The organism is Streptomyces sp. NPDC018263, assembly GCF_055562575.1.
Window position 1 is genome coordinate 285,633 of record NZ_JBVHFA010000005.1, and the last position, 26,106, is coordinate 311,738.

At 73.2% G+C, this 26,106-nt stretch carries 22 protein-coding genes; 9 read left to right on the forward strand and 13 right to left on the reverse strand.

Annotated elements, in window-relative coordinates:
- Positions 1–39: 39 nt before the first annotated feature.
- Positions 40–1,359: an ABC transporter substrate-binding protein gene (locus ACZ3HQ_RS16905; protein ID WP_467511591.1), complete on the reverse strand. Its 1,320-nt coding sequence runs from the start codon at positions 1,357–1,359 to the stop codon at positions 40–42.
- 117 nt (positions 1,360–1,476) lie between these two features.
- Here ACZ3HQ_RS16905 and ACZ3HQ_RS16910 point away from each other — a divergent pair, with 117 nt between their 5' ends.
- Complete coding sequence (locus ACZ3HQ_RS16910; protein ID WP_467511593.1) at positions 1,477–1,977, forward strand: SCO4402 family protein; 501 nt, start codon at positions 1,477–1,479, stop codon at positions 1,975–1,977.
- Between the two features lie 69 nt (positions 1,978–2,046).
- A complete protein-coding gene (gene purU, locus ACZ3HQ_RS16915; protein WP_467511595.1) occupies positions 2,047–2,940 on the forward strand; it encodes a formyltetrahydrofolate deformylase in 894 nt (297 codons plus the stop codon).
- 64 nt (positions 2,941–3,004) lie between these two features.
- Here purU and ACZ3HQ_RS16920 read toward each other — a convergent pair whose 3' ends face one another.
- A complete protein-coding gene (locus ACZ3HQ_RS16920; protein WP_467511597.1) occupies positions 3,005–4,195 on the reverse strand; it encodes a maleylpyruvate isomerase N-terminal domain-containing protein in 1,191 nt (396 codons plus the stop codon).
- Positions 4,192–4,764: an RNA polymerase sigma factor gene (locus ACZ3HQ_RS16925; RefSeq protein ID WP_467511599.1), complete on the reverse strand. Its 573-nt coding sequence runs from the start codon at positions 4,762–4,764 to the stop codon at positions 4,192–4,194. Before ACZ3HQ_RS16925 ends, ACZ3HQ_RS16920 begins: the two co-directional genes overlap by 4 nt.
- Before the next feature lie 338 nt (positions 4,765–5,102).
- On the opposite strand from ACZ3HQ_RS16925, the gene ACZ3HQ_RS16930 reads away from it, so the two are divergent.
- Together ACZ3HQ_RS16930 and ACZ3HQ_RS16935 are read left to right on the forward strand one after the other, a co-directional pair.
- Positions 5,103–5,483, forward strand: a complete 381-nt coding sequence (locus ACZ3HQ_RS16930; protein WP_467511601.1) for an STAS domain-containing protein — start codon at positions 5,103–5,105, stop codon at positions 5,481–5,483.
- A 500-nt stretch (positions 5,484–5,983) separates the two neighbouring features.
- Positions 5,984–6,478, forward strand: coding sequence for an ATP-binding protein (locus ACZ3HQ_RS16935; RefSeq protein ID WP_467512014.1), 495 nt, complete (start codon positions 5,984–5,986; stop codon positions 6,476–6,478).
- Positions 6,479–6,734: 256 nt separating this feature from the next.
- Here ACZ3HQ_RS16935 and ACZ3HQ_RS16940 read toward each other — a convergent pair whose 3' ends face one another.
- Positions 6,735–7,754, reverse strand: coding sequence for a GlxA family transcriptional regulator (locus tag ACZ3HQ_RS16940; RefSeq protein WP_467511603.1), 1,020 nt, complete (start codon positions 7,752–7,754; stop codon positions 6,735–6,737).
- Positions 7,755–7,825: 71 nt separating this feature from the next.
- Between ACZ3HQ_RS16940 and ACZ3HQ_RS16945 the strand changes: the two genes are divergently transcribed.
- Positions 7,826–9,121 carry an MFS transporter gene (locus ACZ3HQ_RS16945; protein ID WP_467511605.1) on the forward strand — a complete coding sequence of 432 codons (1,296 nt, stop codon included), beginning with the start codon at positions 7,826–7,828 and terminating at the stop codon, positions 9,119–9,121.
- A gap of 71 nt (positions 9,122–9,192) precedes the next feature.
- Here ACZ3HQ_RS16945 and ACZ3HQ_RS16950 read toward each other — a convergent pair whose 3' ends face one another.
- Positions 9,193–10,371: a flavin-containing monooxygenase gene (locus ACZ3HQ_RS16950; RefSeq protein WP_467511607.1), complete on the reverse strand. Its 1,179-nt coding sequence runs from the start codon at positions 10,369–10,371 to the stop codon at positions 9,193–9,195.
- Between the two features lie 166 nt (positions 10,372–10,537).
- Between ACZ3HQ_RS16950 and ACZ3HQ_RS16955 the strand changes: the two genes are divergently transcribed.
- Positions 10,538–11,401, forward strand: a complete 864-nt coding sequence (locus ACZ3HQ_RS16955; RefSeq protein ID WP_467511609.1) for a GNAT family N-acetyltransferase — start codon at positions 10,538–10,540, stop codon at positions 11,399–11,401.
- Positions 11,402–11,407: 6 nt separating this feature from the next.
- Here the strand turns inward: ACZ3HQ_RS16955 and ACZ3HQ_RS16960 are convergent, their stop codons facing one another.
- Positions 11,408–12,094: a pyridoxine/pyridoxamine 5'-phosphate oxidase gene (locus ACZ3HQ_RS16960; protein WP_467511611.1), complete on the reverse strand. Its 687-nt coding sequence runs from the start codon at positions 12,092–12,094 to the stop codon at positions 11,408–11,410.
- A gap of 115 nt (positions 12,095–12,209) precedes the next feature.
- Positions 12,210–12,845, reverse strand: a complete 636-nt coding sequence (locus tag ACZ3HQ_RS16965) for a TetR family transcriptional regulator (protein ID WP_467512016.1) — start codon at positions 12,843–12,845, stop codon at positions 12,210–12,212.
- A gap of 135 nt (positions 12,846–12,980) precedes the next feature.
- Between ACZ3HQ_RS16965 and kbpA the strand changes: the two genes are divergently transcribed.
- Both kbpA and afsK read left to right on the forward strand, forming a co-directional pair.
- Positions 12,981–13,709 carry an AfsK-binding protein KbpA gene (gene kbpA, locus ACZ3HQ_RS16970; protein WP_467511613.1) on the forward strand — a complete coding sequence of 243 codons (729 nt, stop codon included), beginning with the start codon at positions 12,981–12,983 and terminating at the stop codon, positions 13,707–13,709.
- 193 nt (positions 13,710–13,902) lie between these two features.
- The gene (gene afsK / locus ACZ3HQ_RS16975; RefSeq protein WP_467511615.1) at positions 13,903–16,257 is read left to right on the forward strand and encodes a protein serine/threonine kinase AfsK; all 2,355 of its coding nucleotides are present in this window, start codon (positions 13,903–13,905) and stop codon (positions 16,255–16,257) included.
- 298 nt (positions 16,258–16,555) lie between these two features.
- On the opposite strand, the gene ACZ3HQ_RS16980 is transcribed toward afsK, so the two are convergent.
- The 6 genes from ACZ3HQ_RS16980 to ACZ3HQ_RS17005 form a co-directional block, all read right to left on the reverse strand.
- Complete coding sequence (locus ACZ3HQ_RS16980; protein ID WP_467511617.1) at positions 16,556–16,747, reverse strand: hypothetical protein; 192 nt, start codon at positions 16,745–16,747, stop codon at positions 16,556–16,558.
- Between the two features lie 224 nt (positions 16,748–16,971).
- Positions 16,972–19,911, reverse strand: a complete 2,940-nt coding sequence (gene afsR, locus ACZ3HQ_RS16985; protein WP_467511619.1) for an SARP-family global regulator AfsR — start codon at positions 19,909–19,911, stop codon at positions 16,972–16,974.
- A gap of 151 nt (positions 19,912–20,062) precedes the next feature.
- Positions 20,063–20,845: an ABC transporter permease gene (locus ACZ3HQ_RS16990; protein WP_350904272.1), complete on the reverse strand. Its 783-nt coding sequence runs from the start codon at positions 20,843–20,845 to the stop codon at positions 20,063–20,065.
- A complete protein-coding gene (locus ACZ3HQ_RS16995) occupies positions 20,842–21,864 on the reverse strand; it encodes an ATP-binding cassette domain-containing protein (protein ID WP_467511622.1) in 1,023 nt (340 codons plus the stop codon). Before ACZ3HQ_RS16995 ends, ACZ3HQ_RS16990 begins: the two co-directional genes overlap by 4 nt.
- Before the next feature lie 40 nt (positions 21,865–21,904).
- Entirely contained in the window at positions 21,905–22,747 is an 843-nt protein-coding gene (locus ACZ3HQ_RS17000) for a DUF4097 family beta strand repeat-containing protein (protein WP_467511624.1), read from the reverse strand.
- 89 nt (positions 22,748–22,836) lie between these two features.
- Complete coding sequence (locus ACZ3HQ_RS17005) at positions 22,837–23,343, reverse strand: toxin-antitoxin system HicB family antitoxin (RefSeq protein WP_467511626.1); 507 nt, start codon at positions 23,341–23,343, stop codon at positions 22,837–22,839.
- A gap of 171 nt (positions 23,344–23,514) precedes the next feature.
- Between ACZ3HQ_RS17005 and ACZ3HQ_RS17010 the strand changes: the two genes are divergently transcribed.
- Positions 23,515–26,100, forward strand: coding sequence for a bifunctional FO biosynthesis protein CofGH (locus ACZ3HQ_RS17010; protein ID WP_467511628.1), 2,586 nt, complete (start codon positions 23,515–23,517; stop codon positions 26,098–26,100).
- The last annotated feature ends 6 nt before the right edge of the window (positions 26,101–26,106 follow it).

Consider the following 26,106-nt stretch of genomic DNA (forward strand, 5'->3'; position numbering starts at 1 on the left):
GGCGGCAACTCGGCGGGCGGGGCCTCGGCGGGCGGGGGCTCAGCCCACGTCCGCGCTCTCCAGCGTCCGCGTCATGTCGCCGTCCGAGGCGGCCCCCGTGCCCCCCGGCCGGACGGCGGTCAGCTTCCCCTCCCGGACCACCTGGAGGGTGACGTCGGCGTTGACCAGGCGCGGGAAGCCGACCGCGGCGAGCCGGGTCTCGTCCGGCCAGCGCAGGGTCGGGGTCAGCCCGCCGGTGGAAACCTTCAGCCCGCCGTCGAGGGTGTGGCGCACCGCGTCCGGGGTCACGTCGCCGTCGCCGATGTGCTCCAGCACGGCCCGCAGCACCGTGTAGGCGATCCAGGTGGTCTGCACCCCGGCGTCGGCCGGGTCGATGCTGTTGTCGCCGAACGCCTCCTCGTTGATCACCTGCTTCATCGGGTTCCACCGCGGATCGGACGCCACCGGGTACCAGCCGGTGATGTACGCCCCCTCGTACGGGCCCGAGGCGCCGCCGGTCGCGTTGATCTCGGTCTGGTCGACGCTGCCCAGCACGGTCGCCGTGCGCACCGGGGCGTGGTCGGCGCGGGCGCGGCGGAAGGAGTCCATGAAGGTGTCGGTGCGGTCCCCGAGCGCGGGCACCACGCACCCCTTGCGCGCCGGGTCGGCGGTGGCCCCGCGCAGCGCCCGCTCGGCCTCCGCCCCGTACTCGGTGGCGTCCTCGGCGGCGAGCTGGTCGGTGGCCGCCGGGTGGCCGCCCGCCTTCAGGCCCGAGTTGAGCAGCGCGGGCAGTTCGTCCCCGGCGATGCTGTCCGGCCGGACCAGCGCGACCGGGCCGCACCCCGCCGCGAGCGCCTGCCCGAGCCCGGCGAGCAGCGCGGGCTGGCCGCCGTTGACCGGGTAGGAGTACGGGCCGGTGAACTCGTCGCTGGTGACGCCGTAGCCGCCGATATAGGGGATGCCCGCGCTCTCCAGCGGGGCGAGGAAGGAGTCCCCGAACTGGCTGTAGGAGCCGACGACCGCGACCACCTTCTCCGCCGCCGCGCGCCGGGCGCACTTGGCGGCGCCCACGCTGTCGTTGCGCTCGTTGCAGGTCAGCACGGTGAGGGTGCGGCCGCCGACCCCGCCGTGCTTGTTGACCCACTTCGCGTAGGCGCGGGCCATCGCGGGCATGCCGGGCTTGTTGGTGGCGCCGGTGTTCTGCGGGGCCCAGGTCATCACCCGCACCGTGCCGTCCCCGGCGGCGCCGCCCGTGCCGGGCACGGTCCCGCAGCCGGCCGTCAGCACGGCACAGGCGGCCAGCGCGCCCGCGTACCGGGCGGCCCGCCGCGGCCGGGGGGAGGAGGGGAAGCTGTCGGGAGTGCGTCGCCTGCCGGTCATGGGCCGCCACGATTCCCGCACATCGCCAACCGCCGAGTGACACCGGGTCGACCATGGGTGACACGAGGGTGAACAGCGGGGGCGGATGTGGCTCGTATTGTGGGGAACGTACGATCGATGACCGTGCAAGGTTCGGAGAACTCTTCCCGTCGCGGCCGCCGCTCCTCCACCATGGGTGGCATGCCGCTCAACGACATGCCGTGGTGGCGCTGGCGCAGCAACGTGCGCTCCGCGCTGCACATGCTCTCCGACCCGGCCTTCCAGCGCGACGTCTGGCTCGCGGGCGTGGAGGGGTACGGGGACGTCACCGACGCGGTCTACCGGCTGGTGGAGGACACCTGGCTGGACAACTGGTCGGCGGAGAAATACGTCGGCACCATCTTCCGGGACTCCCAGGAGGCGGCGCTGGTGGACACCGCCGTGCTGCGGGTGCTGCGGATCATGCACCAGGTCGGCCCGGACGCCCCGGTCGCCGTCTACCTGGAGCACCCGCAGTGGCCGGAGGCGGTACGGGCGGCCCAGGACGCCCATCTGCGTCTCGCCGCCGGCGACGGCGACGACCCGGCGGCGGCCCCGCGCAGCCTGGAGGCGCTGCGCGCTCTGACGACGGCCGTGTGACGTCCGCCTGACGTCCGCCTGACGGACACGGACCCCGGCCGGGCTGCCCGGCGTGAGATCGTGTAGTGCATGAACGAGCAGCCCAGCCGAGCCGCCGCCGAGGCCGACACCCCGGCGGACCAGTACGTCCTCACTCTTTCCTGCCCGGACAAAAAGGGCATCGTGCACGCCGTGTCGAGCTACCTCTTCATGACCGGCTGCAACATCGAGGACAGTCAGCAGTTCGGCGACCACGACACGGGTCTGTTCTTCATGCGCGTCCACTTCTCGGCCGACGCCCCCGTCACGCTGGAGAAGCTGCGGGCGAGCTTCGCGGCGATCGGTGACTCCTTCCACATGGACTGGCAGATCAGCCGGGGCGACCAGAAGATGCGGATCGTGCTGATGGTCAGCAAGTTCGGGCACTGCCTGAACGATCTGCTGTTCCGGGCCAGCATCGGGGCGCTGCCGGTGGAGATCGCGGCCGTGGTGTCCAACCACACGGACTTCGAAGAACTGGTGGGGTCGTACAACATCCCCTTCCACCACATCCCGGTGACGCGGGACACCAAGGCGCAGGCGGAGGCGCGGCTGCTGGAACTGGTGCGGGAGGAGGGGGTCGAACTGGTGGTTCTCGCGCGGTACATGCAGGTGCTGTCGGACGATCTCTGCAAGGCGCTCAGCGGGCGGATCATCAACATCCACCACTCGTTCCTGCCGAGCTTCAAGGGCGCGAAGCCGTATCACCAGGCTCATGAGCGGGGGGTCAAGCTCATCGGGGCGACCGCGCATTATGTGACCGCGGATCTCGATGAGGGGCCGATCATCGAGCAGGAGGTCGAGCGGGTGGGGCATGAGTTGCGGCCGGATCAGCTTGTGGCCATCGGCCGGGATGTGGAGTGTCAGGCGTTGGCTCGGGCCGTCAAGTGGCATGCCGAGCGGAGGATTCTTCTCAATGGGCGCCGGACCGTCGTTTTTGCCTAGCTGAGTGGGCGGGTGCGGGTGCGTCGTGCCTTGTCGCGCAGTTCCCCGCGCCCCCGGCCTCCTCTTACATCCGGCTCAGTGACGCTGTCGCCGTCAGGACGTCCCTGATCGCTTCCCTGTCGCCCCTCTGGCCCGCCGTCGTTTCCTCCGGGGTCAGGTGGCCTGCCGCCAGGCGGCAGAATTCGACTCCGTCCAGGGCGACGTGGGCCACCTCGTGTTCGGGGATGGGGTCCGAAGGGGAGTCCAGGGGGATCAGCCATTGGCCGCCGGCCGCGCCCTCGATCTCCAGGCGGAGGCTGCGGCCGGGGGTGGCCGCCGGGGACGCGCCCCGGTGGGCGGCGACCGCGGACGGGAGCATGCGGGCCGCGAGTTCGATCATGCGGCTCAAGTGCCGTGGGGCGGGCGGCTCGTAGGGGTAGTCGACCGCCTTGGCGATGTCCTCCGCGTGCACCCAGCACTCGAAGGCGCGGTCCACCATCGCGTCCCGCAGCGGCAGCGTGAAGTCGCCGTAGCCCACCGGGAAGCCGCCCGTGCCGCCGGTGAAGGACACCGTGCGCAGCAGTTGGTGGCTCTGGTCCCGCCAACGGGCGCGTACCGCGCGGGTCTGCGGGAAGTGCGAGGCGCGCCAGAACGCCTCGGTCCGGCCGGCGGGCCCCGCCGCGCCGCGTACGTCCGGCCCGGCCTTGGCGATGGCGTCGGTCAGCGGGTCCTGAAGGCCGAGCGCGGTCGCCACCATGCCGTCGACCGACAGCAGATGCGCGATCACCCCGGCGACCGTCGTACGGCGGGTCGCGGGCACGCCCGACTCGAACCAGCGCAGCCGGACCGGCGTGTGCCACTCGGCGTCGCCGAAGTCCCGCAGCAGCGCGTCGAGCCGGGCGGTCTCCGCGTCGTACGAGGCCGCCCACTCGGGGACCGGGATGCGCGGTGGGCGGCGGCGCAGGCAGTTCTCCAGTACCCGGTTGCGCAGGGTGGGGTCCACCTCCAGGCTCTCCGGGCGGTGCAGCAGGCCGACCGCCTCGCGCAGGCGTCGTGCCTCGTCCGCGCAGGCCCCGCACTCGCCGAGGTGCTCCTCCACCGCGTCCGTCTCCGCCGCCGAACAGGCGGCCAGCGCCCAGGCGCCGAGCAGGGAGCGCAGCACCTCGTGCGGGAGGTCGAGCCGCTCGGTCCCGGCGGGGGAGCGGGGCAGGGGCACGCGCGCGGCCGTGTCGTCCGTACGTTCCTCCGGCGGCCCGAAGTGGTGCGGGCCGGTCATCGCGCACCCCCGAGTTCCGGCGGCGCCCCGGTGTCGTGGGCGGTGGCGAGCAGTTGCAGGCCGAGGCGGAGCCGGCGGCGGGCCTCGTCCTCGGTGACGCCGAGGTCGGCGGCGGCCTGGCGGTAGTCCCGCCGCTGGAAGTAGGCCAGCTCCAGCGCGGCCCGCAGCGGATGCGGCATCGAGTGGGCGATGTAGTCGGCGCGGGCGGCGACCGAGGCGTGCCGCACTCGGCTCTCCAGGGCGGCCAGCTCCTCCGGCGAATCCCCGCCGAGCGCGGCCGTCTCGGTCTCGCGCAGCTTCTGCACGGCGAGCCGCTGGGTCGTCGCGGCGATCCAGGTGCGCAGCGGGCCCTGCCGGTGGTCGTAGGTGTCGGGGTGCTCCCAGACGTGCGCGAAGACGTCGCGGGTGACGGCCGCCGCCGCCGTGTCGTCGCTCAGCACGCGGTGCGCCAGGCCCTGCACCAGGGAGGCGAACCGGTCGTACAGCTCGCCCAGGGCGGCGGCCTCCCCGCGTGCGAGCCGCTGCTGCATCGCGCGGTCCCAGCGGGGCGGCAGGTCCTTGGCAGGCATGCGATTCCTCCCCTCGCCGTGTCCAGGATGTGCCCGGCGTCCCCTCGAATGTAGTCCCCACGTCCGACGGTGCACGCCCCTTTGTGTCAATGCGCGCCCCTGGCAGCGTCGCAGGTGATAGGGGTCTCTTCACACCGTCTTCACTTATCTCGGCCCCATCTCCGATCGAAGTACGATCGAATCCGATCGACAGTGACCGAAACAAGCCCTCTGTCGATCCCTCCGCGGTTTGCGGTTCCGTGTTTCAGGGAAACGGCCGCTGGGCAGCCGCGCGGAAAGAACCGAAGGAACTGCTTCCGTTTCCGGGTGGTTCCACAAGATCCGCCGAGCGGAGAGGTGTGGCCGTGGCTTTCGAAGTGACCGGCACCGAACGGGGCGAGTGGGCCGTGCTCCGGGTGGCCGGCGAACTGGACCTGGTGACCTCGCCCGTGCTGCGGCAGCGGGTGCACGACGTGGTCGCCGAGGGGAACCACAGCCTGGTCCTCGATCTCTCCGAGGTCTTCTTCTGCGACTCCAGCGGGGTCGGTGTGCTCATCGCGGCCCGCCGGCTGATCCGCTCCTGCCAGGGCAGGCTGCGCCTGATCCTGCCCGACCGGGGCGCGGAGGACGGCTCGCACGTGAACCGGGTCCTCGGCGCGCTCGGGGTGCGCCGCCTCTTCGACGTGCGCCCGGACGTCGAGGCCGCCACCGCCGACGAAGCGGGATCGCTGTCCGCCTGAGTGCCGGCACCGCCGAGGTGAACGGCCTCGGTGCCACGATCCATGGCCTTCGATGTCGCGGATCGTGGCGAAAATGGGTCACGCAGCGTGGAGATGATTCCCGTACTCCGACGGTGACTCGTCACGGCCCGGAGTCGGACGACCGCTCGGGTACCTTGGGTCGAATGCGAGTGACCGCGACCGCGAGTGCCACCGGTGGGGCCCCGCGCGCCGCCTGTTCGACTCCCCGGCGTGTGCGTCGCACAGTATGCCGCACGAGTACTCCTTCGCGCGGGAATATGCCCGAAGCGCTTGTTGGGGTGACTGTACGTCAACCATGCTGTCTCGTAAGGGAATCACGTTCCGTAACGCTTGCTCTGGCCGTTGTTCTGGCCATGCAGAAAATGGCTACGATCGTGGCCCTCGTCGTGCGGTTCGTCGCGGTTCGCGCCGCGGCGGCGGGTCGTCGTGCGGTCATGTGTCCGCCGGTTCGGATGGTGTGAGCGGTGCAGGTGCTTCAAGTGACGCTGGAGATCCGGCCCGACCCCGAAGAGGTGGGGCGGGCGAGGAAGTGGGCCCGGTCGCGGCTCGCCGGGCTGGGCATAGCGGCCGACGAGCCGCTGGCCGAGACGCTGGTCCTGCTCGTCTCCGAGCTGGTGACCAACGCGGTGGTGCACACCGGCCGCCCGGCGCTGCTGCGGCTGTCGCTGCCCGGCGGCCCGCCGCCCGTGACGCCCGCCGGGGCGGAGCCGGCGGCTTCGGTGACGGTACGGCTGGAGGTGGCCGACGCCAGCTCGCGCGCGCCCGTGCCGCGCTGCGCCGGGCGCGAGGCCACCGGCGGCCGGGGTCTCGCCCTCGTCGACTGTCTCGCCGACCGCTGGGGCTGGAGCCCCGAGGGTGCGGGCAAGAGTATCTGGTGCGAACTGGACCGCTGTTCCCAGCCCCCCGAGGGCGCGGCCCCGGCGTACGGGGTCCAGCCGGCCGCCTACGAGGATCTTCTCTTCGAAGCCTTCTAGCCAAGTTCGCGCGTCTTCAGGGGGGCGTGCGCCGGGTGTGCTTCCGTGCGCGCCCGGCGTGAAGTGGGCATAGGGCATGAATCGCCGTACCGGTGTTGACGGGTGGTACGCGCGTTGCGGAGGCTTGGGGACGGCGATTCGCCGCGAGGGGACGGCGAGGGCATGCGGGGGTGAGTCCTCGTCGAGTGTGGGTCGCACCGGCCGGTGGTGACGGGGGCAAGGGGGGACGCGCCGCCGGCCGGTCCGCCACCCGCGCTCACCCCGCCCCGGCGGCCGCGCCCGCGCGGAAGGTGCGCCGGTAGGCGGTCGGCGTCACGCCCAGCGCCTGCTGGAGGTGCTGGCGCATCGACTGCGCCGTGCCGAACCCCGCGTCCCGCGCCACCTGGTCCACGGAGAGGTCCGTCGACTCCAGCAACTGCCGCGCCAGCTCGACCCGTTGTGCGGTGAGCCACTGCCCCGGACTCACCCCGACCTCCTCGCGGAAGCGCCGGGTGAAGGTCCGTACCGACATCGCCTCCCGCTCGGCCAGGTCCCGCAGTTGGAGCGGTTCGTGCAGCCGGCCGAGCGCCCAGGCGCGGGCGGCCGTGGTGCTGGCCAACTGCGGCTCGGGCAGCGGGCGGTGGATGTACTGCGCCTGGCCGCCGTCGCGGTGCGGGGGTACGACCATGCGGCGGGCCACGTCGTTGGCGACCGCCGTGCCGTGGTCGCGGCGCACCATGTGCAGGCACAGGTCGATCCCGGCCGCGACCCCGGCCGAGGTGAGTACGTCGCCGTCGTCGATGAACAGCACGTCGGCGTCCACCCGGACCTTGGGGAACAGCTCCTGGAACCGGTCCGCGTCGGCCCAGTGGGTGGTCGCCGGGCGCCCGTCGAGCAGTCCGGCGGCGGCGAGGACGTACACCCCGACGCAGATCGAGGCGAAGCGGGTGCCGGGGCGGACGCGGGCCAGGGCGGAGGCGAGTTCGGGGGTGAGCCGGCCCTCCTCGAAGACCGGGCCGAGTTCGTAGGACGCCGGGACGATCACCGTGTCCGCCGTCGCCAGCGCCTCCGGTCCGTGCGGTACGTGCACCGCGAAGTCGGCGCTGGTCTCGACCGGGCCGGGCGGGCGGACGGAGCAGGTCACCACCTCGTACAGCGGGCGGCCCTGCGCGTCGGCCGGGCGGCCGAAGATGCGGTGCGGGATGCCGAGTTCGAAGGGGATGAGGCCGTCCAGGGCGAGGACGGCGACGCGGTGCGGGCGGAACGCGCCGTCCACCGGCGGGATCTCAGCGGTCATGGCCCGATCCTAGCGAACACTGTCCTTCGGGCCACTCGTTGTGCCCGACCGGTGCCGGGACTCTGGTGCGTGTGACTCAGACCCGTCCCGCTCCCGCCCCCGTCCAGGACGCACCGCGCCGCCGGCGTGTGCACCGCGCCTGGTTCGTCGCCGCCGTCACCTTCGTCACGATCATCGGCGCGGCCGCCTTCCGCTCCCTGCCCGGACTGCTGATCGACCCGCTGCACGAGGAGTTCGGCTGGTCGCGCGGCACCATCGGCGCGGCCGTCTCCGTCAACCTCGCGCTCTACGGACTCACCGCGCCGTTCGCCGCCGCGCTGATGGACCGCTTCGGCATCCGCCGGGTCGTCGCCGTCGCGCTGACCGTGATAGCGCTCGGCGCCGGGCTCACCGTGTGGATGACGGAGCCCTGGCAACTGATGGTCTGCTGGGGCCTGTTCGTCGGGCTGGGCTCGGGGTCGATGGCGCTGGCGTTCGCCGCGACCGTCACCGGGCGCTGGTTCACCTCGCGGGGCGGACTGGTCAGCGGCATCCTGACCGCCGCGTCCGCCTCCGGGCAGCTCATCTTCCTGCCGTTGCTGTCCTGGATCGTGGAGCACCACCACTGGCGTCCGGCCGCCGTCACGGTCGCGCTGGCCGCGCTCGCCGTCGTCCCGTTCGTCTGGCTGCTGCTGCGCGACCACCCGGCCGACGTGGGCCTGAAGCCGTACGGCGCCACGGAGTTCGTGCCCAAGCCGCCGCCGGTGACCGGGGCCGCGCGCCGGGCGCTCACCGTGCTGGCCTCCGCCGTGCGCACGGGCCAGTTCTGGCTGCTCGCGGGCAGCTTCGCCATCTGCGGGGCGTCCACCAACGGGCTGATCCAGACCCACTTCGTGCCCGCCGCCCACGACCACGGGATGCCGGTACCGGCGGCGGCCTCGCTGCTCGCGGTGATCGGGGTGTTCGACGTGCTCGGCACCATCGCCTCCGGCTGGTTCACCGACCGTTTCGACTCCCGGCGGCTGCTGGCCGTGTACTACGCGCTGCGCGGCATCTCGCTGCTGTTCCTGCCGATGCTGCTGGGACCGGCCGTCCAGGTCCCGATGGTGTTCTTCATCGTCTTCTACGGCCTGGACTGGGTCGCCACCGTCCCGCCCACCCTGGCGCTGTGCCGGGAGCGGTTCGGGGACGACAGCGCGATCGTCTTCGGCTGGGTGCTGGCCTCGCACCAGATCGGCGCGGCCGTGGTCGCCTGGCTCGGCGGCTTCGCCCGCGACGTCTTCGGCACGTACGACATGGTCTGGTACGCGTCCGGGTCGCTGTGCGCGGCGGCGGCGCTGATGTCGCTGGTGATCCGGCGCCGGCCCGCGGTGCCGGCCGTGGCTTAGGGCCTCTCGTCCGGATCAGGCCGGGCTCGCGTGCCCCGGCCCCTGATCCGGCCTGATCCGAACGAAAGGCCCTAACGCAGGCGCCGGGCGACCGACTTGGCGATCTTCTCCGCGTCGATCGCCAGCTCGCGGAACATGCCGCTGATGGGGTTGGTGAAGCCGGTGAAGTACAGGCCGGGGGCGTCCTTGGGGGTGCGGGCGCCGTGGACGGTGGGCCGCCCGCGCTCGTCCAGCACGCCGAGGTGCCCCACCAGGGAGTCCAGACCCCGGCTGTACCCGGTCGCCGCGATCACCGCGTCCGGCGCGATCCGGGTGCCGTCGGCGAGGGCCACCTTGCCGTCCTCGAACCCCTCGACGGCGGCCACGATCTCCACCTTGCCGGTGCGCACCGCGTCGATCAGGCCGACGTCCTGCACGGGGATCGCGCCCTGCCGGACCCTGCTGTACAGACCGGCCTCCGGACGCGGCAGCCCGTGCGCGGAGAGGTCCGGGGTGCTGACGCGGGCCAGGGGCCGGGCGAGCCGGTCCACCAGCCGCACCGGCAGCCGCCGCACCATGATCCCGGTGTACTGGGCCGCCCAGCCGGCCGTGGAGCGGCGCACGATGTGCGGCGCCGTCCGCACCGCCAGCCGCACCCGCGAGGCACCGCCCGCCACCAGGTCCACGGCGATCTCCGCACCGGTGTTGCCGACCCCGACCACCAGCACGTCCCGGCCCTCGTACGGCTTCGGGTTCCGGTACGACGAGGCGTGCAGCAGCTCGCCCTCGTAGCCGTCCGCGCCGGGCCACTCCGGCATGCGAGGGGTGTGGTTGTGGCCGGTGGCGACCACCACGGCGGCGCCGGTCAGCTCGCGCCCGCCCGAGGCGTGCAGCAGCCAGCCCGCGCCGTCCGCCGCCTTCTCCACCCGGAACACCTCGACGCCGGTGACGATCTCCAGCTCATGGTGCTCCGCGTACTTCTCCAGGTACCGGACCACGTCGTCCCTGGCCACCCAGCGCCCGAACCGGCGCGGTATCGCCAGGCCCGGCAGCGCCGACAGCCGCCGGGTGGTGTGCAGCCGGAGCCGGTCGTAGTGCCGCCGCCAGGACGCGCCCACCCGGTCGCTCTTCTCCAGCACCACCGCCCGCACCCCGCGCGCCCGCAGCGCGTACGCGACCGCGAGACCGCCCGGACCCGCCCCGACGACATAGACGGGACGGTCGGCGGGGGTCGCGGAGAGGTCAGTGAACGAGGGACGCGAGTCGGCCATAGCGCGAGCGTATTCACCCACCCGATTGATGGGTCTCGGTCAAGACCGGAATCGGTTGCGGATTGATCACGGCTGTGTACGGCATGGGGACAGAACGCACCGGAACACCCGCACCGTGAAGGAAATCGCCACGACTGAGGGGAAGTCAGGGGCCCAGGATGGGCACATGCGGCTCAGTGACTGGCAGTTGACCCACGACCTCGGCGAATTCCTGGACAGCGCGGGAGACTTCCTGCGCTCCCGGCCGGCCCTGCACACCGTCACCCTCACGGTCTCCGAGGCGCTGTGCACGCGCGGTCCGTACGCCCACGGCACCGAGCCGCCCCGCTTCGGCGTGCTGCGTGAGACGGACGGGTCCGTCCGGGCGACCCTGCTGCACACCCCGCCCCACCCGGTCCAGCTCACCCCGCTCGGTCCGGAGGAGGCGGCGGCGCTGGCCGCCCGCCTCGCGGAGGCGGGCCACCAGATCCCCGGCGTCTGGGCCGAGCGGGAGACCGCGGCCGCCTTCGCCACCGCCTGGCAGCGGCGCACCGGCGGGTCCGCCGAGGAGTCCGTGCGCCAGCGGCTCTACCGGCTGGCCGAGCTGATCCCGCCCGACCGCACCCCGCCCGGCCGTGCCCGGGTGGCGGACGCGGCCGACCGGGAGCTCCTGGCGCGCTGGTACGTGGAGTTCGCGGCGGACACCGGCGGCCGCATCCGCCAGGACCCCGCCCAGTGGGTCGACTCCCGCCTGGCGCACGGCGGCGCCACCCTCTGGGAGACCCCGGACGGCACCCCCGTCTCCCTCGCCGGGAACCTGCCCGAGAGCGCCGGGCAGATCCGGGTGGCCCCCGTCTACACCCCGGCCGCCCTGCGCGGCCACGGCTACGCGGGCGCCGTCACCGCCGAGGTGAGCGGGCGGGCGGCGGCCACGGGTGCCGAGGTGCTGCTCTTCACCGACCTGGCCAACCCGGTCTCCAACCGGCTCTACCAGCGGCTCGGCTACCGGCCCGTCGCGGACTTCGCCACCTGGACCTTCACGGCCCGCTGACGTCCCTCACGGCCACAGCAGCCGCCGCTCCCAGCCGAACTCCGTGCGCCGGTACTCCAGGCGGACGTGGCGGCGGTCGGGGTCGCCCTGGAAGAACTCCACCGAGCGGGGGTGGAGGCGGTAGAGGGTCCAGGTGGGGGCCGGGGTCGCGGGGTTCTCGCCGGCCTGCGACCAGGCGTCCTCGGACGCCCGGCGCAGCTCCTCCAGCGAGTCCAGGTCCTCGCTCTGCCGGCCGGTGAGCGCGGCGGCCAGGGCGCCGGTGGAGCGGGCCCGGAGGTCTGCCTGGGCGTCCTCGGCGGGAGCGGCCGACACCGGGCCCCGGACGCGGACCTGGCGGCCCAGCGCCGGCCAGTAGAAGGCGAGGGCCGCGTAGGGGTTGGCGCTCAGGTCGCGGCCCTTGCGGCTGGTGGAGTGGGTGCCGAAGGTCCAGCCGTCGGCGTCGGCGCCGTGCAGCATCACGATCCGTACGTCCGGCCGGCCCTCCGCGTCCGCCGTCGCCAGCGACATGGTGTGCGGCTCAGGCTGGCCCGCGCGCGCCGCCTCGCGCAGCCAGGCGGTGAACAGGGGCAGCGGGGTCGGGGGAGCGGTGTCCGGGTCGAAGGGTCGCAGCTCGGTGGTGTCCGGGGACCAGACCTTCAGAGAGCGCAGCAGTCCGTCGAGTTCGCCGGGGGTTTCGGATGCCTCGTGTGCCATGGGGCCGAGTATCCGCCGCCGCGTCCCTCCCCGGACACGGCGACAGGCGGTGGTCCACGCCGAGGTGGACCACCGCCTGCCAGACAGGACTTGGGGCCGGTGCGGGTGCCGGTCGCTACTTCGTGGGCTTCTTGCCGGTCACTCCCAGGTAGATCAGCAGCGCCAGGTTCGGCTTGATCTCGGCCTGCTTCACGCCCCAGGCGGTGAAGCCCTTCTGGTGGGCCGCGACCGAGGCGAGCATGGTGACGAGGGAACCGGCGATCGCCGCCGGGTTCACGTCCTTGTCCACCCGGCCCTTGGCCTTCAGCTCGGTGACCGCCTCGGTGAGGGAACCGTTCACCGCGTTCAGGATCCTCATCCGCAGCTTGTTGAACCGCTTGTCGCCCTCGGCCGCCGCCAGGTCGACCACGCGCAGGATCGCGTCGTGGCGCCGGTAGAAGTCGAGGAAGCCGTCCACCAGGTCCTGCGCGGTCTGCCACCCCGCCTTGCCGGTCCAGGTCCGGCCCGCGAGCAGCTCGGTCAGTTCGGCGCTCTCGGCGGCCATCGAGTCGGCGATCTCCAGGACGGCACCCTCGACGTCCGGGAAGTACTGGTAGAAGGTCGCGGGCGAGGTGCCCGCCTTCCGCGCGACATCGATGACCTTGACATCTCGGTACGGGGAGGAGCTGAGCATCTCGCTGAGGCAGTCGAGCAGCTTCTGCCGGGTCGCCTGCCCACGCCGGCCGGCCACCCGGCCGTCGACGGTACGCACTTGTCCTGTCATGCCGTCAGCTTACCGACGGGGGGCAGGAGCGCGATTCGGCCGACTGCAAATGGGGTGCGACCCCGGAGGAGGCAAGCTTTCCCTGGTCCTGCGGGGTGCGCGGGTCCCGGTTACTTTGACGACATGGCCGAAAACAGCGCATCGATGTTCGGAGAGGGCACCCCCTGCTGGGCGGACGCCCAGCTCCCCGACGTCGAGGCGGGCAAGCGGTTCTACGGCGAGCTGTTCGGGTGGACCTTCGACGGCGAGGACGCCCCCGGCGCCTCCGTCTGGGCCCGGCTGGACGGCGAACCGGTCGCCTCCCTCGCGCCCAAGACCGACGGCCGGATGCCCACCGTCTGGACGGTGTACTTCGCCACCCCGGACGCCCGCGCCCTGACCGCCAGGATCACCGAGGCCGGGGGCCGCCTGATCTCCGGCCCCTTCGCGGTGGCCGACCTCGGCGCCGCCGCCCTGGTCACCGACCCCGAGGGCGCGGTGTTCGGGCTGTGGCAGTCCGACGGCCACCGGGGCTTCGGGCGGCGCCGCGAGCCGGGCGCCTTCGTGTGGACCGAGCTGTACACCCCCGACCCCGTCGCCGCGAACACCTTCTACGGCGACCTCTTCCACGAGGCCCTCTTCGGCTCCGGTGCCGACCCCGACTTCGGCCGCGCCCTGATCACCGACGTCTTCCCGGCCGAGATGCCCGCGCACTTCCTGGTGCACTTCCGCGTCGGTGACCTGGACGCCGCCGTCGCCACCGTGAAGCGGCTCGGCGGCCGGGTCCAGGTGCCGCCCTTCGACGCGTCGTACGGACGGGTGGCGGTCGTCACGGACAATCAAGGGGCGTCCTTCGCGCTGCTGACCCGGTGACGGGACGGAGGCGGGGGCGGTGAAATGACGGGATAGGGCACGAGACACCCCGATTCGCCACCGGGTTCGCAACCGGCCGCCCGGCCAGGAAGAATCGGGGTGCGTGCCGCCAGGGCGGTGCGGTGGTGAGACGCTGCACTTCGGTCGCGTCCAAAGGCGGAAGACGCGGCTCGTACGGGGAGGTGGCAGGCAAGTGGTGGATCAGCTTACGCAGCACGATCCGCGGCGGATCGGGCCGTTCGAGGTGCTGGGCCGGCTGGGGGCCGGGGGCATGGGGCTGGTCTATCTGGCGCGCTCGGCGTCGGGGCGGCGGGTGGCCATCAAGACGGTCCGCACGGAGCTGGCCGAGGACCAGCTCTTCCGGGTCCGCTTCACCCGCGAGGTGGAGGCGGCCCGCGCGGTGTCCGGCTTCTACACGGCCGCCGTCGTCGACGCCGACCCGCGCGCGGCGGTGCCCTGGCTGGCCACCGCGTACGTGCCCGCGCCCTCGCTCGAGGAGATAGTGAACGACTGCGGGCCGCTCCCGGCCCAGGCGGTGCGCTGGCTCGCGGCGGGCGTGGCCGAGGCGCTCCAGTCCATCCACGGCGCCGGCCTGGTCCACCGCGACCTCAAGCCGTCCAACGTGCTGGTGGTCGAGGACGGCCCCCGGGTCATCGACTTCGGCATCGCCTCCGGGGTGTCCAACACCCGGCTGACGATGACGAACGTCGCGGTCGGCACCCCCGCCTACATGTCGCCCGAGCAGGCCAAGGACTCCCGCAGCGTCACCGGCGCCAGCGACGTGTTCTCGCTCGGCTCCACCCTGGTCTTCGCCGCCACCGGACACCCGCCCTTCCACGGCGCCAACCCGGTCGAGACGGTGTTCATGCTGCTGCGCGAGGGCCCCGACGTCACCGGGCTGCCCGACGAGCTGCGCCCGCTGATCGAGGCGTGCATGCAGATGGAGGCACCCGGCCGACCCTCCCCGGCCGACCTCCAGGCCCAGCTCGCCCCGCATCTGTTCGGCTCCGGCTCGGACGACTCCGGCACCGCCTCCGCCTGGCTGCCGGAGAAGGCCGTCGCGCTCATCGAGTCCCGCCGGGGCAGCCGTCCGCCCGCCAAGCCCGCCCCGCTGCCGCCCGGCCCGCGCAGCGGCGGCCGCCGGGCCGTGCCCCCGCCGCCGTCCTACGACCCGGTCGTCCCGGCGCCCGCCCCGGCCCCCGCGCCGTCCGGCGGGCCCGGCACCGGGCCGGTGCGGCTGGCCGGGCTGGAGGTGCCCATCGGGCCCGGACCGCGCGTCGCCGACGCCCGCGCGGCCGCCGTGAAGGCGCCGCCGCCGGAGGCCGGCCTGGTGGCGAGCTGGTCCCGCCCGCGCCCCGGCGTCAACGGCGCCGACCCCGCCGTACCCCCGGTGCCGGCGCAGTTGCCGGAGACCTCGGCGGGGTGGCGGCCCTGGCGGTTCCGGATGTCCAACGACGTGTGGGGCACCCCGGCGGTCGACGGGGACCTCGTCTACGTCACCTCCTTCGAGGTGCACGCCCTGGACGTGGCCACCGGGCGGCGCCGGTTCAAGACGCGGGACGTGGCCTGGTCGATGGCGGTCGCGGACGGCCGTATCCACGCCTCCGACGGGCCCACCCTGTTCGCGCTGGACGCCCGCGAGGGCACCGACCTGTGGCGGCTGTCCACGGACGCCTGGGTGTACTCGCTGCACGCCGACCACGGCACGGTCGTCACCGGCACGCGCGGTGGCGGGGTGCAGGCGTGGGAGGCGGCGACCGGGCGCAAGCTGTGGGAGATCTCCGGCTGCCAGACCGACTTCGAGTCCCCCGAGGCCGGCCCCGCCGTGCACGACGGCACGGTCTACGTCTGGCAGGACGCCCGGCTGCGCGCCCTGGAGGCCCGCACCGGCGACGAGCGCTGGTCCTACCCGATCGGCGACGCGGCCTCCTGCGGGGGCGTGCCGGTACGGGTGACCCCGGCGGCGGACGGCTATGTGTACGTCAGCGCGGGCAGCCGGGTCCTCGCCGTCGAGGTGTCGACCGGCCGGGTGCGCTGGCACTTCGAGGCCCCGGCGGTGTTCCTGTCGCCGCCCGCCTTCGTGCCGGGCCCGGCGGTGACCGGCGGCGGGGTCTACCTCGCCGACTACCTCGGCACCGTCTACGCCCTGGACGCCACCGACGGCCGCGACCGCTGGCGCATCGCCACCGAGGCCCGCTCCTCGGTGGAACCGGTGCTGGTGGCGGCCGGACATGTGCACGTGGGCAGCGGCAAGGGCCTGTACACGCTGGACGCGGTCACCGGCACGCCCAAGTGGCGCTTCCAGGCGGGCGGCGACGTGGTGGGCGCCCCCTCGGTCGCGGAGGGCCGCATCCACTTCGGCTCCACCGACCACCTGCTGTACACCCTGAAGGCCGACGACGGCCGGCTGCGCTGGAAGCTCGCCACCGGCGGCGAGATCACCGGCTCACCGGTGGTCAAGGACGGCGTGGTGTACGCGTGCAGCAAGGACCGGTGCGTGTACGCGCTGGACGCGGAGAAGGGCACCGGGACGGCCCGCACGGCCTGAGGGGCGCCCGGGAACGCGGAAACGGCCGGGTCCCCCGACCCGGCCGTTCCGTGTTCCCGCGCGCCGCGGCGGCTCCCCCTCCGCTCCGCCCCCGGCGCACGCCCCCCGTGCGTCCGCCCCGCCTAGGGCGTGTCCGCAAAGTCCCGCCTGGCTCGCGACGCCTGGCACGCACGCTCGCCGCGTTGTCGGGTCGCCCTCGTACGCCCAGTACGAGGACGACCCTCCGCCTTGCGATCGCACGCACCAGACGCCGCGAGCCCTGCCCTCCGGGCAGACGGCGCTACTTCGCGGACGCGCCCTAGCGCGGGTCGCCGACGGTGATGTGGCTCTCCAGCGTGGTGACGTCGTCCAGGTCGCCCTTGGCCGTCGTCTCGCCGGTGATGTGGCTCTCCTGCGGAGCGACCTCCGGGGCGGCCGCCGCGGTGGCGCCCTCACCGGTGATGTGGCTCTCCTGCGTGGTGACTTCGTCGGACTTCTTGGCGTCGCTCATCGACGTACTCCGTTGCTCTGAGGTGTGCTGTTGTGGCCGGGGCCGCCCGGCCGCTCCCCCGAGGGCTTCCGGACGGACCCGGTCACAGCCGGCCCCCGCGTGGGCGGCCGACGGCACTACCGATCCGCCCGCCCCCGTGACGACGAATCGGCTGCGAGAAGACTGCACGGGCACGATAAACGAACGATGAACGCCGGGTCCCGCGCATTTCGGCGGGGCGGCCCTCAGCCGGCCGGCGCGGGGGACAGCAGTTCCCGCAGGGCGGCCGCCTCCGCCGAGCCCAGCCGGTCGTAGACGCTCAGCGCGTCCGTCCAGCAGGCGCGGGCCCGGTCCGTCTCGCCCAGCGCGTCCAGGGACTTGCCGAGCACGGTGAGGACACCCGCCCGGCGCCAGTCGCCGCCCACGTGGAGCAGGACGGAGAGGGACTGCTCGGCCAACGCCGCCGCTGCCGCCGGGCGTTCACCGAGCCGGACCTCGGCCAGCCGGAACAGGGTCATGCCCTCCCAGAGCCGCTGCCTGCTGTCCCGGAAGATGGTCAGCGCCTCGTTGAGCCGCGCGTCCGCCTCCTCCGCGCGCCCCGACTCGGCCAGCGCGAGCCCGAGCGCGTAACTCCCGTTCGCCAGGCGGACGGTGAGGCCCAGATGCCGGTAGACGGCGACGCCGGACTCGGCCAGCTCCACCGCGCTGTCCACCCGCCCCATCGACAGGTGCACCCGCGACAGGTTGCACAGCGCGCTCGCCTCGCCCGGCAGGTTGCCGTCGGCGCGGTAGGCGGCCAGGGTGCGCTGAAGGTAGGTCTCGGCCTCGGCGTGCCTACTGCGGTACGCGGCCACGATCCCGCGCTCACTGGGCGCGTTGCAGTCGATCCACGGGTCCTGGGCCGCCCCGGCCAGTTCCACCGCGCGCTCGGCCTCCGCCTCCGCCTCGTCGAACCGCCCGGCGTTGAGGTGCACTTGGGCCAGTGTGGTGCGCGCCCGGCCCTCCACCAGCGCGTCCCCGGCCTCGGCGGCGGCGTCCCGGACGGTGGTGGCCGCCGCCCCGAACTGGTGGGCGTTGGCGCCGGATTCGGCGAGGTCCTTGGCGACGATCAGCAGGTCCACCGCCCGCCGCAGGCTGCCCTGGGCCACCGACTGCCGTACGCAGGCCAGCAGGCAGTCGGCCTCCGCGTACAGCCAGTCCAGGGCGTCCCGGTGCCCGGCGAAGGACAGCCCCTCGTGGTCGTAGGGGTGCAGGTGCTCCACGGTCCGGTCGCCGGGGCGCTCGATGGCGTACACCCGCGCGGCCGTGGCCAGATAGAAGTCCAGCAGCCGGGAGAGGGCGGCGGCCCGCTCGCCGGGCTCGCGCTCGTCCCGCTCGGCGCAGGCACGCGCGTAGAGCCGTACGAGGTCGTGGAAGCGGTAGCGGCCGGGGGCGGCCGACTCCAGCAGGGAGGTGTCGACCAGGGACTCCAGCAGGTCCTCGGCGTCCTCCGGGCCGAGGTCCAGCAGAGCGGCGGCGGCCGCCAGCGACAGGTCGGGGCCGTAGGCGAGGCCCAGCAGCCGGAACGCCCGTGCCTGGGCGGGTTCGAGCTGGCCGTAGCCCAGTTCGAAGGTGGCCTTCACCGCGAGGTCGCCGGCCTGCAACTCGTCCAGGCGGCGCCGCTCGTCCGCCAGCTTGGCCGCGAGCACCGAGGTGGTCCAGGTGCGGCGGGCGGCGAGCCGGGAGGCGGCGATCCTGATGGCCAGCGGCAGGAACCCGCACGCGGCCACCACGTCCAGCGCGGCCTTCTTCTCCGCCGCGACCCGCTCCTCGCCCACGATCTTGGTGAACAGCGACAGCGCCTCCTCGGGCGACATCACGTCCAGGTCCACCAGATGCGCCCCGGCGAGCCCGACCATCCGCACCCGCGAGGTCACCAGCGCCGCGCACCCCTCGGTGCCGGGCAGCAGCGGTCTGACCTGCGCCGCGTCCTTGGCGTTGTCCAGCAGCACCAGCACCCGGCGCCCGTCCAGCACCGACCGGTACAGCGCGGCCCGCTCCTCCGGCGACTCCGGCACCGCCGAGTCCGCCGTGCCGAGCGCCCGCAGGAACGAGCCCAGCACCGTCTCGGGCTCCGCCGGGCGCGGGCCCGCCCCCTGGAGGTCGACGTAGAGCTGCCCGTCGGGGAAGGCGGCGCGGGCCCGGTGGGCCACGTGCACGGCGAGGGTGGTCTTGCCGACGCCGCCGATCCCGGCCAGCGCGGAGACCGCCATCACCCGGCCCTCCGCCTCCGAGGCCGAGGCCAGTACGTCGCTCAGCTCGGTCACGAACGCCGACCGGCCGGTGAAGTCCGGCACGGAAGCGGGCAGTTGGGCGGGACGGACCAGGGCCACCGGAGGTTCCTCGGCGGCGGCCGAGGGCTCCGCCAGCGCCGGGTCGGCCCGCAGGATGCGCTGCTGGAGGTCGCTGAGCCCCGGACGCGGGTCCACGCCCAGCTCCTCGGCGAGGAGGCGCCGGGTGTCCGCGTACACCGCGAGGGCCTCCGCCTGGCGGCCGCTGCGGTACAGGGCCAGCATCAGCAGCTCGCGGAAGCGCTCGCGCAGCGGATGCTCGGCGGTCAGCGCGGTCAGCTCCGAGACGGCCTCGGCATGGCTGCCCTGTTCCAGGTCCATGTCCAGGCGGGATTCCAGGAGTTGGAGCCGCCACTCCTCCAGCCGCACACGCTGGGCCTCCGCGTACGGGCCGGGCACGCCCGCCAGGGCCTCGCCGTCCCACAGCGCCAGCGCCCGGTTCAGCGTCTGGCGTGCCTCGCCCAACTCCCCGGCGCCGCGCGCCTTCTCGGCCTGTGCGGCGAGTTCCTGGGCGACGACGAGGTCCAGCGGGGCGAGCGTCCGGATGGCGTAGCCGCTGGACTCGCTGACCAGGACGCCGGGTTCGAGCACCTTGCGCAGCCGGGACGCGTAGGTCCGGACAGCGGCGAGCGCCCTGGGGGGCGGTTCGGTCCCCCAGAGCGCGTCGATCAGTTCGGCCGCCGTGGCGGTACGGCCCTCCCGCAGCAACAGGGCGGCGAGCAAGGCGCGTTGCTGCGGAGAGCCGGTGGGGACCGGCGCTTCACCGCGCCAGGCCCGCACCGGCCCGAGTACTCCGAACCGCAGCACGGCGGAACCGGAGACCCGCTGCTCCGGCATCCGCGCCCCACCGTCCATGCGTTCGCCCCCTAGGCTGTCCGACGACTAGGCCAGTTTGCCTTCTTCACGCCACTTGCGTCAGCCGTGCGAGACGCCGATCACAAGGCGGCGCGGGGGACTCCACAGAGTTTTTACACTCTCCGGGTTTTTCCCCGGCTCCGGCTCCCGCTCAGCGCTTGGTCGTGCTGTTGAACAGCGAGCGGGACCAGAGGTAGCCGACCAGGGCGATCCCCGCACACCAGGCGAGCGAGATCCAGCCGTCGTTCCCGATCGCCGAGCCGGTCAGCAGACCGCGCAGCGTCTCGATCATCGGGGTGAAGGGCTGGTGCTCGGCGAACCAGCGCAGTCCCGGCGACATCGACTGGGCCGGCACGAACGCGGAGCCCAGGAAGGGCAGGAACTGCACCAGCAGCGGCTTGTTGCTGGCGGACTCCACCGTCTTGGAGATCAGCCCGAGCGCCACCGACAGCCAGGTCACCGCGAATGCGATGGCCGCGAGGAACCCGGCCGCCGCCAGCCACTCCAGCGGGCTCGCGTCCGGCCGGAACCCGAGGGCCAGCGCCACCCCGATCACCAGGACCAGGCTGACCATGGTCTGGAGGACGCTGCCGATGACATGGCCGGTCATGAAGGACGAGCGAGTGATGTTCATGGTCCGGAAGCGGTTGATGATGCCCTCGGTCATGTCCGAACAGACCGCGATCGAGGTCGACATGGCCCCCGCCGCCACGCCCATCACGACGACACCGGGGACCAGGTACTCCAGGTAGGCGTCCCGGCCGCCGCCCATGCCGCCGCCGATCGCGCCGCCGAAGGCGTACACGAACAGCAGCAGCATCAGGATCGGCAGCATCGAACTGCCGAGCGAGACGGCCGGATAGCGGACGGCGTGCTTGACGTTGCGCCGCAGCATCGTCATCGAGTCCTGCACGGCGTAGGTGAGGGTGCTCATCGCTGGGTCTCCTTGGCGGTGTTGTCGGCGCTGACGTGGAGCGGGGTGCCGGTGGTGCCCTGGCCGGTGAGCGCGAGGAACACGTCGTCCAGGTCGGGGGTGTGGACGGAGAACCCGGCCGCCCGCACCCCGGCCGCGTCGAGCCGGTCGAGCAGGGCGCGCAGGGCGTCCAGGCCGCCGTCGCCGGCCACCCGGAGGGCGAGGTTCTCGTCGTCCCGCGCGGCGCCGGGGAAGGCCGCCGCCGCGCGCTCGTACTCGTCGGGGCCGGTGAACCGCAGCCGGACGTGGGCGCCGGGGATGCGGGCCTTCAGCTCGTCGGCGGTGCCCTCGGCGACGATCCGGCCGCCGTCCAGGACGGCGATCCGGTCGGCCAACTGGTCGGCCTCCTCCAGGTACTGGGTGGTGAGGAAGACCGTGGTGCCGCCCGCGACCAGCATGCGGACGGTGTCCCACATGGTGCGGCGGCTGCGCGGGTCGAGCCCGGTCGTCGGCTCGTCCAGGAAGATCACCTGCGGGTCGCCGACCAGGGTCATGGCGAGGTCGAGCCGGCGCCGCATGCCGCCGGAGAAGGTCGCGGCCCGCTTGTCCGCCACGTCCGCGATGTCGAACCGCTCCAGCAACTCCCTTGTCCGGGCCCGGCCTTCGCGCTTGCCGAGGCGGAGCAGGTCGGCCATGAGGAGGAGGTTCTCCTCGGCGGTGAGCAGGTCGTCCAGCGCGGCGAACTGGCCGGTGACACCGATCGCGGAGCGCACGCCGTCCGGTGCGGTGGTGATGTCGTGGCCCGCGATCCGGGCCTCGCCGCCGTCGGGGGCGACGAGGGTGGAGAGGATCTGGACGGTGGTGGTCTTGCCCGCGCCGTTCGGCCCGAGCAGGGCGAACACGGTCCCGGCGGGGATGTTCAGGTCGATGCCGTCCAGCACGGTCTTGTCGCCGTACGACTTGCGCAGGCCGGTGACGGAGACGGCGGGGGACTGGTCGTCGGTGGCTGTTCTCGGCGTGGGCATGACAGATGCAGGCATGGGGCCCTCCTGAGGGCGGGAGTGAGGTGAAGGGGGTCGCTCAGGCGCGGGCGCGCAGGATGTCGATGTTGCCCCAGTTGGTGCGGGCGTGGATCTTGACGGTGTCCTCGGTGTGCTCCGGCGCCCCGGCGGAGGCGAGCGCGTTGCGCACCTGGCCGTGGGTGGAGCTGACGTCGAGCCAGGCGGCGGTGCCCTCGCGGACGCCGATCTCGATGGAGCCGTTGGACGTCTCCAACTGGACTTCTCCGCGCGCGACTTCGGCGACGCGCAGGGGGCCGTTGGTCGTGGTGCCGGTGACGGACGCCTCGGTGCGGCCGATGTCGATGCCGCCGTTGGCGCCGCTGACGCGCAGGTCGCCGGTGACGGCGGCCAGGACCGTGGTGCCGTTGGTGTTCTTCAGCACGGCCGGGCCGTCGACGGTGCCGACGCGGATGTTGCCGCTGCTGGAGGTGATCTCGGCGGAGCCCTCGACCCGGTCCACCGTGACCGAGCCGTGCGACACGGTCAGCTTCAGCGGGCCGGTGGCGTCCAGGCGGACATCGCCGGTGGAGGTCTTCACCCGGACCTCGCCGAGGCGGCCCTCGCCGAGCACCTGGGTCCAGGAGCCGGTGACCTCGGCGGAGGAGCCGGCGGGCAGGTGGACCGTCACGTCCACCAGGCCGGAGGGGCCGATGAGCAGCCGCTCCCGCGTCCGGACGGTCAGGGCGCCGGAGGCGAAGCCGACGTCGGTCTGCTCGGCGGCTCGTACGTCCTTGTCCCGCTTGGGGTCGCGGGGCGCGACCTCGACCACGGTGTCCGTACGGTCGCCCGCGGCGAAGCGGAGGGAACCGGCGCCGATGTGCGCGGTGACCGCGATGGGCTGAGGGGTGTCGAAAGAAGGCATGGCTGTCCCGTCCTCTTGGCTCGTCAGGTCGTCTCCGCAGGTGGGAGACGTGAAGGTGGGTGAGAAGTGGAGCGGTGGCGCGGGTGCGGCTAGCGCACCCAGCCCGTGAAGCTCTGGCCGATCGTGCGGGTCTTCTCCGCCGGGCGCGGTGGCCGGCCGCCGCCGTCGACCGCCGCCGAGACGGCGCGTACCAGCCAGGCGTTGACCGACAGGCCCTCGCGGCCCGCCGCCTCCTCGGCGCGCGCCTTGAGGTGCGCCGGGAGCCGGAGGTTGACGCGGGCCGTGCCGCCCTCGTCGGCCTCGGGGACCGGCTGGGGCGCGACCTCGGCCGCTTCCGCCGGAGCGGACTCGGCCGGGGACGCGGTGACCACGAACTCGGGGTCCAGTCCCCGCAGCCGTACGTCGACCGAGCCGGGGGCCAGCTCGCGGGTGATCTCGTCCATCGCGGCGGAGAGCACGTGGAGCATGGTCAGGCGGGTCGCCGACTCCAGGGGGGCGGTGAGCCGCTCGGCCAGCTCGCGCGCCTCCTCGCCGCCGGCCTCGGCGGCCACCGCGAGTTCGCGGCGGAGGGTGTCGACATACGGGGTGAGGTCCATGGCGTTAGCTTGGCACCATTGTGGCGCCATGGCAACCCCTATTGGCACCACATGGCACCGAGTGGCGTCACGTGGTGCCATCCTTGGCGCTGTGACGGCGCGTGATGACACCGCCGAGCCCGCCCGAAAAGCACCCGTAGCTGTGGATCACGCCGAACGTATGCTCTGGGAATGACGACTTCCGCGACCCCCGGAACCGGCCCCACCGAGAACTCCATGCGTCGCGCCCTCAAACGTGCCCGTGACGGTGTCGCCCTCGACGTCTCCGAGGCGGCGGTGCTGCTCCAGGCCCGCGGCGAGGCCCTCGAGGACCTCACCGCTTCCGCGGCACGGGTACGGGACGCGGGACTCGACGCGGCGGGGCGACCCGGAGTCATCACGTACTCCAAAAGCGTCTTCATCCCGCTGACCCGGCTGTGCCGCGACAAGTGCCACTACTGCACCTTCGTCACCGTCCCCGGCAAGCTGCGCCGCGCGGGCCACGGGATGTTCATGTCGCCGGACGAGGTGCTGGACATCGCCCGCAAGGGTGCCGCGCTCGGCTGCAAGGAAGCCCTCATCACGCTCGGCGACAAGCCCGAGGACCGCTGGCCCGAGGCGCGCGAATGGCTCGACGCGCACGGCTACGACGACACGATCGCCTACGTACGCGCCATCTCCATCCGCATCCTGGAGGAGACCGGTCTGCTGCCCCACCTCAACCCCGGCGTCATGAGCTGGACCGACTTCCAGCGGCTCAAGCCGGTCGCGCCGAGCATGGGCATGATGCTGGAGACCACCGCCGAGCGCCTCTGGTCCGAGCCGGGCGGCCCGCACCACGGCTCCCCGGACAAGGAACCCGCCGTAAGGCTGCGGGTGCTGGAGGACGCCGGACGCTCTTCCGTCCCCTTCACCTCCGGCCTGCTGATCGGCATCGGGGAGACCTACGAGGAGCGCGCGGAGTCCCTGTTCGCGCTGCGCAAGGTCTCCCGCGCCTACCACGGCGTCCAGGAGCTGATCATCCAGAACTTCCGCGCCAAGCCCGACACCGCGATGCGCGGCATGCCGGACGCCGAGCTGGACGAGCTGATCGCCACCGTCGCCGTCGCCCGGCACATCATGGGCCCGGCCGCCTGCCTCCAGGCCCCGCCCAACCTCGTGGACAGCGAGTACGAGCGGCTGATCGGCGCCGGGATCGACGACTGGGGCGGGGTCTCGCCGCTCACCATCGACCACGTCAACCCCGAGCGCCCCTGGCCGCAGATCGAGGAGCTGACCGAGCGCTCCCGTGCGGCGGGCTTCGAGCTGCGGGAACGGCTCTGCGTGTACCCGGAGTTCGTCCGTAGGGGTGAACCCTGGCTGGACCCCCGGCTGCGCCCGCACGTCGCCGCCCTGGCCGACCCGGAGACCGGCCTCGCCCGGCCCGGCGTACTCCCTGAGGGCCTGCCCTGGCAGGAGCCGGAGGAGGTCTTCACCGCCACCGGACGCACCGACCTGCACGCCTCCATCGACACCGAGGGCCGCACCTCCGACCGGCGCGACGACTTCGACGAGGTGTACGGCGACTGGGCCGAGCTGCGCGAGGCCGCCGCCCCCGGCATGGTCCCCGAGCGCATCGACACCGACGTCCGCGAGGCCCTGCGCACGGCCGCCGACGACCCGACGAAGCTGACGGATGCCGAGGCCCTGGCGCTTCTCCACGCGGACGGTCGTGCACTGGACGCGCTGTGCCAAGTGGCTGACGACGTACGCAAGTCGGTGGTCGGGGACGACGTGACGTACATCGTCACGCGCAACATCAACTTCACCAACGTCTGCTACACCGGCTGCCGTTTCTGCGCCTTCGCCCAGCGGCGCACCGACGCCGACGCCTACACCCTCTCCCTGGACCAGGTAGCGGACCGGGCCCAGCAGGCCTGGGAGGTGGGCGCGGTGGAGGTCTGCATGCAGGGCGGCATCCACCCGGACCTGCCCGGCACGGCGTACTTCGACATCGCGCGGGCGGTGAAGGAGCGGGTGCCCGGCATGCACGTCCACGCCTTCTCCCCGATGGAGGTCGTCAACGGGGCGACCCGTACGGGCATGTCCATCCGGGAGTGGCTGACGGCGGCCAAGGAGGCCGGGCTCGACTCCATCCCCGGCACGGCGGCGGAGATCCTGGACGACGAGGTCCGCTGGGTGCTGACGAAGGGCAAGCTGCCCACGGCCACCTGGACCGAGGTCATCACCACCGCCCACGAACTGGGCCTCCGCTCCTCGTCCACGATGATGTACGGCCATGTCGACCAGCCCCGGCACTGGCTCGGCCACCTGCGCACGCTGGCCGGAATCCAGGAACGGACGGGCGGATTCACGGAGTTCGTGACCCTGCCCTTCATCCACACCAACGCGCCGGTGTACTTGGCGGGTATCGCGCGCCCGGGCCCTTCCATGCGGGACAACCGAGCGGTGACGGCGATGGCGAGGCTCCTGCTCCACGGGCTGATCCCCAACATCCAGACGAGCTGGGTCAAGCTCGGCACGGAGGGCGCGGCCGAGATGCTGCGCTCCGGCGCGAACGACCTGGGCGGCACGCTGATGGAGGAGACGATCTCCCGGATGGCGGGCTCGTCGTACGGCTCGTACAAGTCCGTACGGGACCTGGAGGCGGTCGCGGAGGCGGCCGGGCGGCCGGCGAAGCCGAGGACCACGCTGTACGGCGAGGTGTCCGAGGAGCGGGTCTCGGCGGCCCGCGCCTCGGACGGGCACCTGCCGGATCTGCTGCCCCTCGTGGACTGAGTACGA

Bases quoted from the DNA above. Each gene is read 5' to 3' on its own strand.
- purU (WP_467511595.1), top strand. From the start codon at position 2,047: ATGAACGAGCAGCCCAGCCGAGCCGCCGCCGAGGCCGACACCCCGGCG.
- afsR (WP_467511619.1), bottom strand. From the start codon at position 19,911: ATGGACGGTGGGGCGCGGATGCCGGAGCAGCGGGTCTCCGGTTCCGCC.
- ACZ3HQ_RS17010 (WP_467511628.1), top strand. From the start codon at position 23,515: ATGACGACTTCCGCGACCCCCGGAACCGGCCCCACCGAGAACTCCATG.
- ACZ3HQ_RS17005 (WP_467511626.1), bottom strand. From the start codon at position 23,343: ATGGACCTCACCCCGTATGTCGACACCCTCCGCCGCGAACTCGCGGTG.
- ACZ3HQ_RS16940 (WP_467511603.1), bottom strand. From the start codon at position 7,754: ATGACCGCTGAGATCCCGCCGGTGGACGGCGCGTTCCGCCCGCACCGC.
- ACZ3HQ_RS16925 (WP_467511599.1), bottom strand. From the start codon at position 4,764: ATGCCTGCCAAGGACCTGCCGCCCCGCTGGGACCGCGCGATGCAGCAG.
- ACZ3HQ_RS17000 (WP_467511624.1), bottom strand. From the start codon at position 22,747: ATGCCTTCTTTCGACACCCCTCAGCCCATCGCGGTCACCGCGCACATC.
- ACZ3HQ_RS16980 (WP_467511617.1), bottom strand. From the start codon at position 16,747: ATGAGCGACGCCAAGAAGTCCGACGAAGTCACCACGCAGGAGAGCCAC.
- ACZ3HQ_RS16920 (WP_467511597.1), bottom strand. From the start codon at position 4,195: ATGACCGGCCCGCACCACTTCGGGCCGCCGGAGGAACGTACGGACGAC.
- ACZ3HQ_RS16905 (WP_467511591.1), bottom strand. From the start codon at position 1,359: ATGACCGGCAGGCGACGCACTCCCGACAGCTTCCCCTCCTCCCCCCGG.
- ACZ3HQ_RS16950 (WP_467511607.1), bottom strand. From the start codon at position 10,371: ATGGCCGACTCGCGTCCCTCGTTCACTGACCTCTCCGCGACCCCCGCC.
- ACZ3HQ_RS16955 (WP_467511609.1), top strand. From the start codon at position 10,538: ATGCGGCTCAGTGACTGGCAGTTGACCCACGACCTCGGCGAATTCCTG.
- ACZ3HQ_RS16995 (WP_467511622.1), bottom strand. From the start codon at position 21,864: ATGCCTGCATCTGTCATGCCCACGCCGAGAACAGCCACCGACGACCAG.
- kbpA (WP_467511613.1), top strand. From the start codon at position 12,981: ATGGCCGAAAACAGCGCATCGATGTTCGGAGAGGGCACCCCCTGCTGG.
- ACZ3HQ_RS16960 (WP_467511611.1), bottom strand. From the start codon at position 12,094: ATGGCACACGAGGCATCCGAAACCCCCGGCGAACTCGACGGACTGCTG.
- ACZ3HQ_RS16910 (WP_467511593.1), top strand. From the start codon at position 1,477: ATGACCGTGCAAGGTTCGGAGAACTCTTCCCGTCGCGGCCGCCGCTCC.
- ACZ3HQ_RS16990 (WP_350904272.1), bottom strand. From the start codon at position 20,845: ATGAGCACCCTCACCTACGCCGTGCAGGACTCGATGACGATGCTGCGG.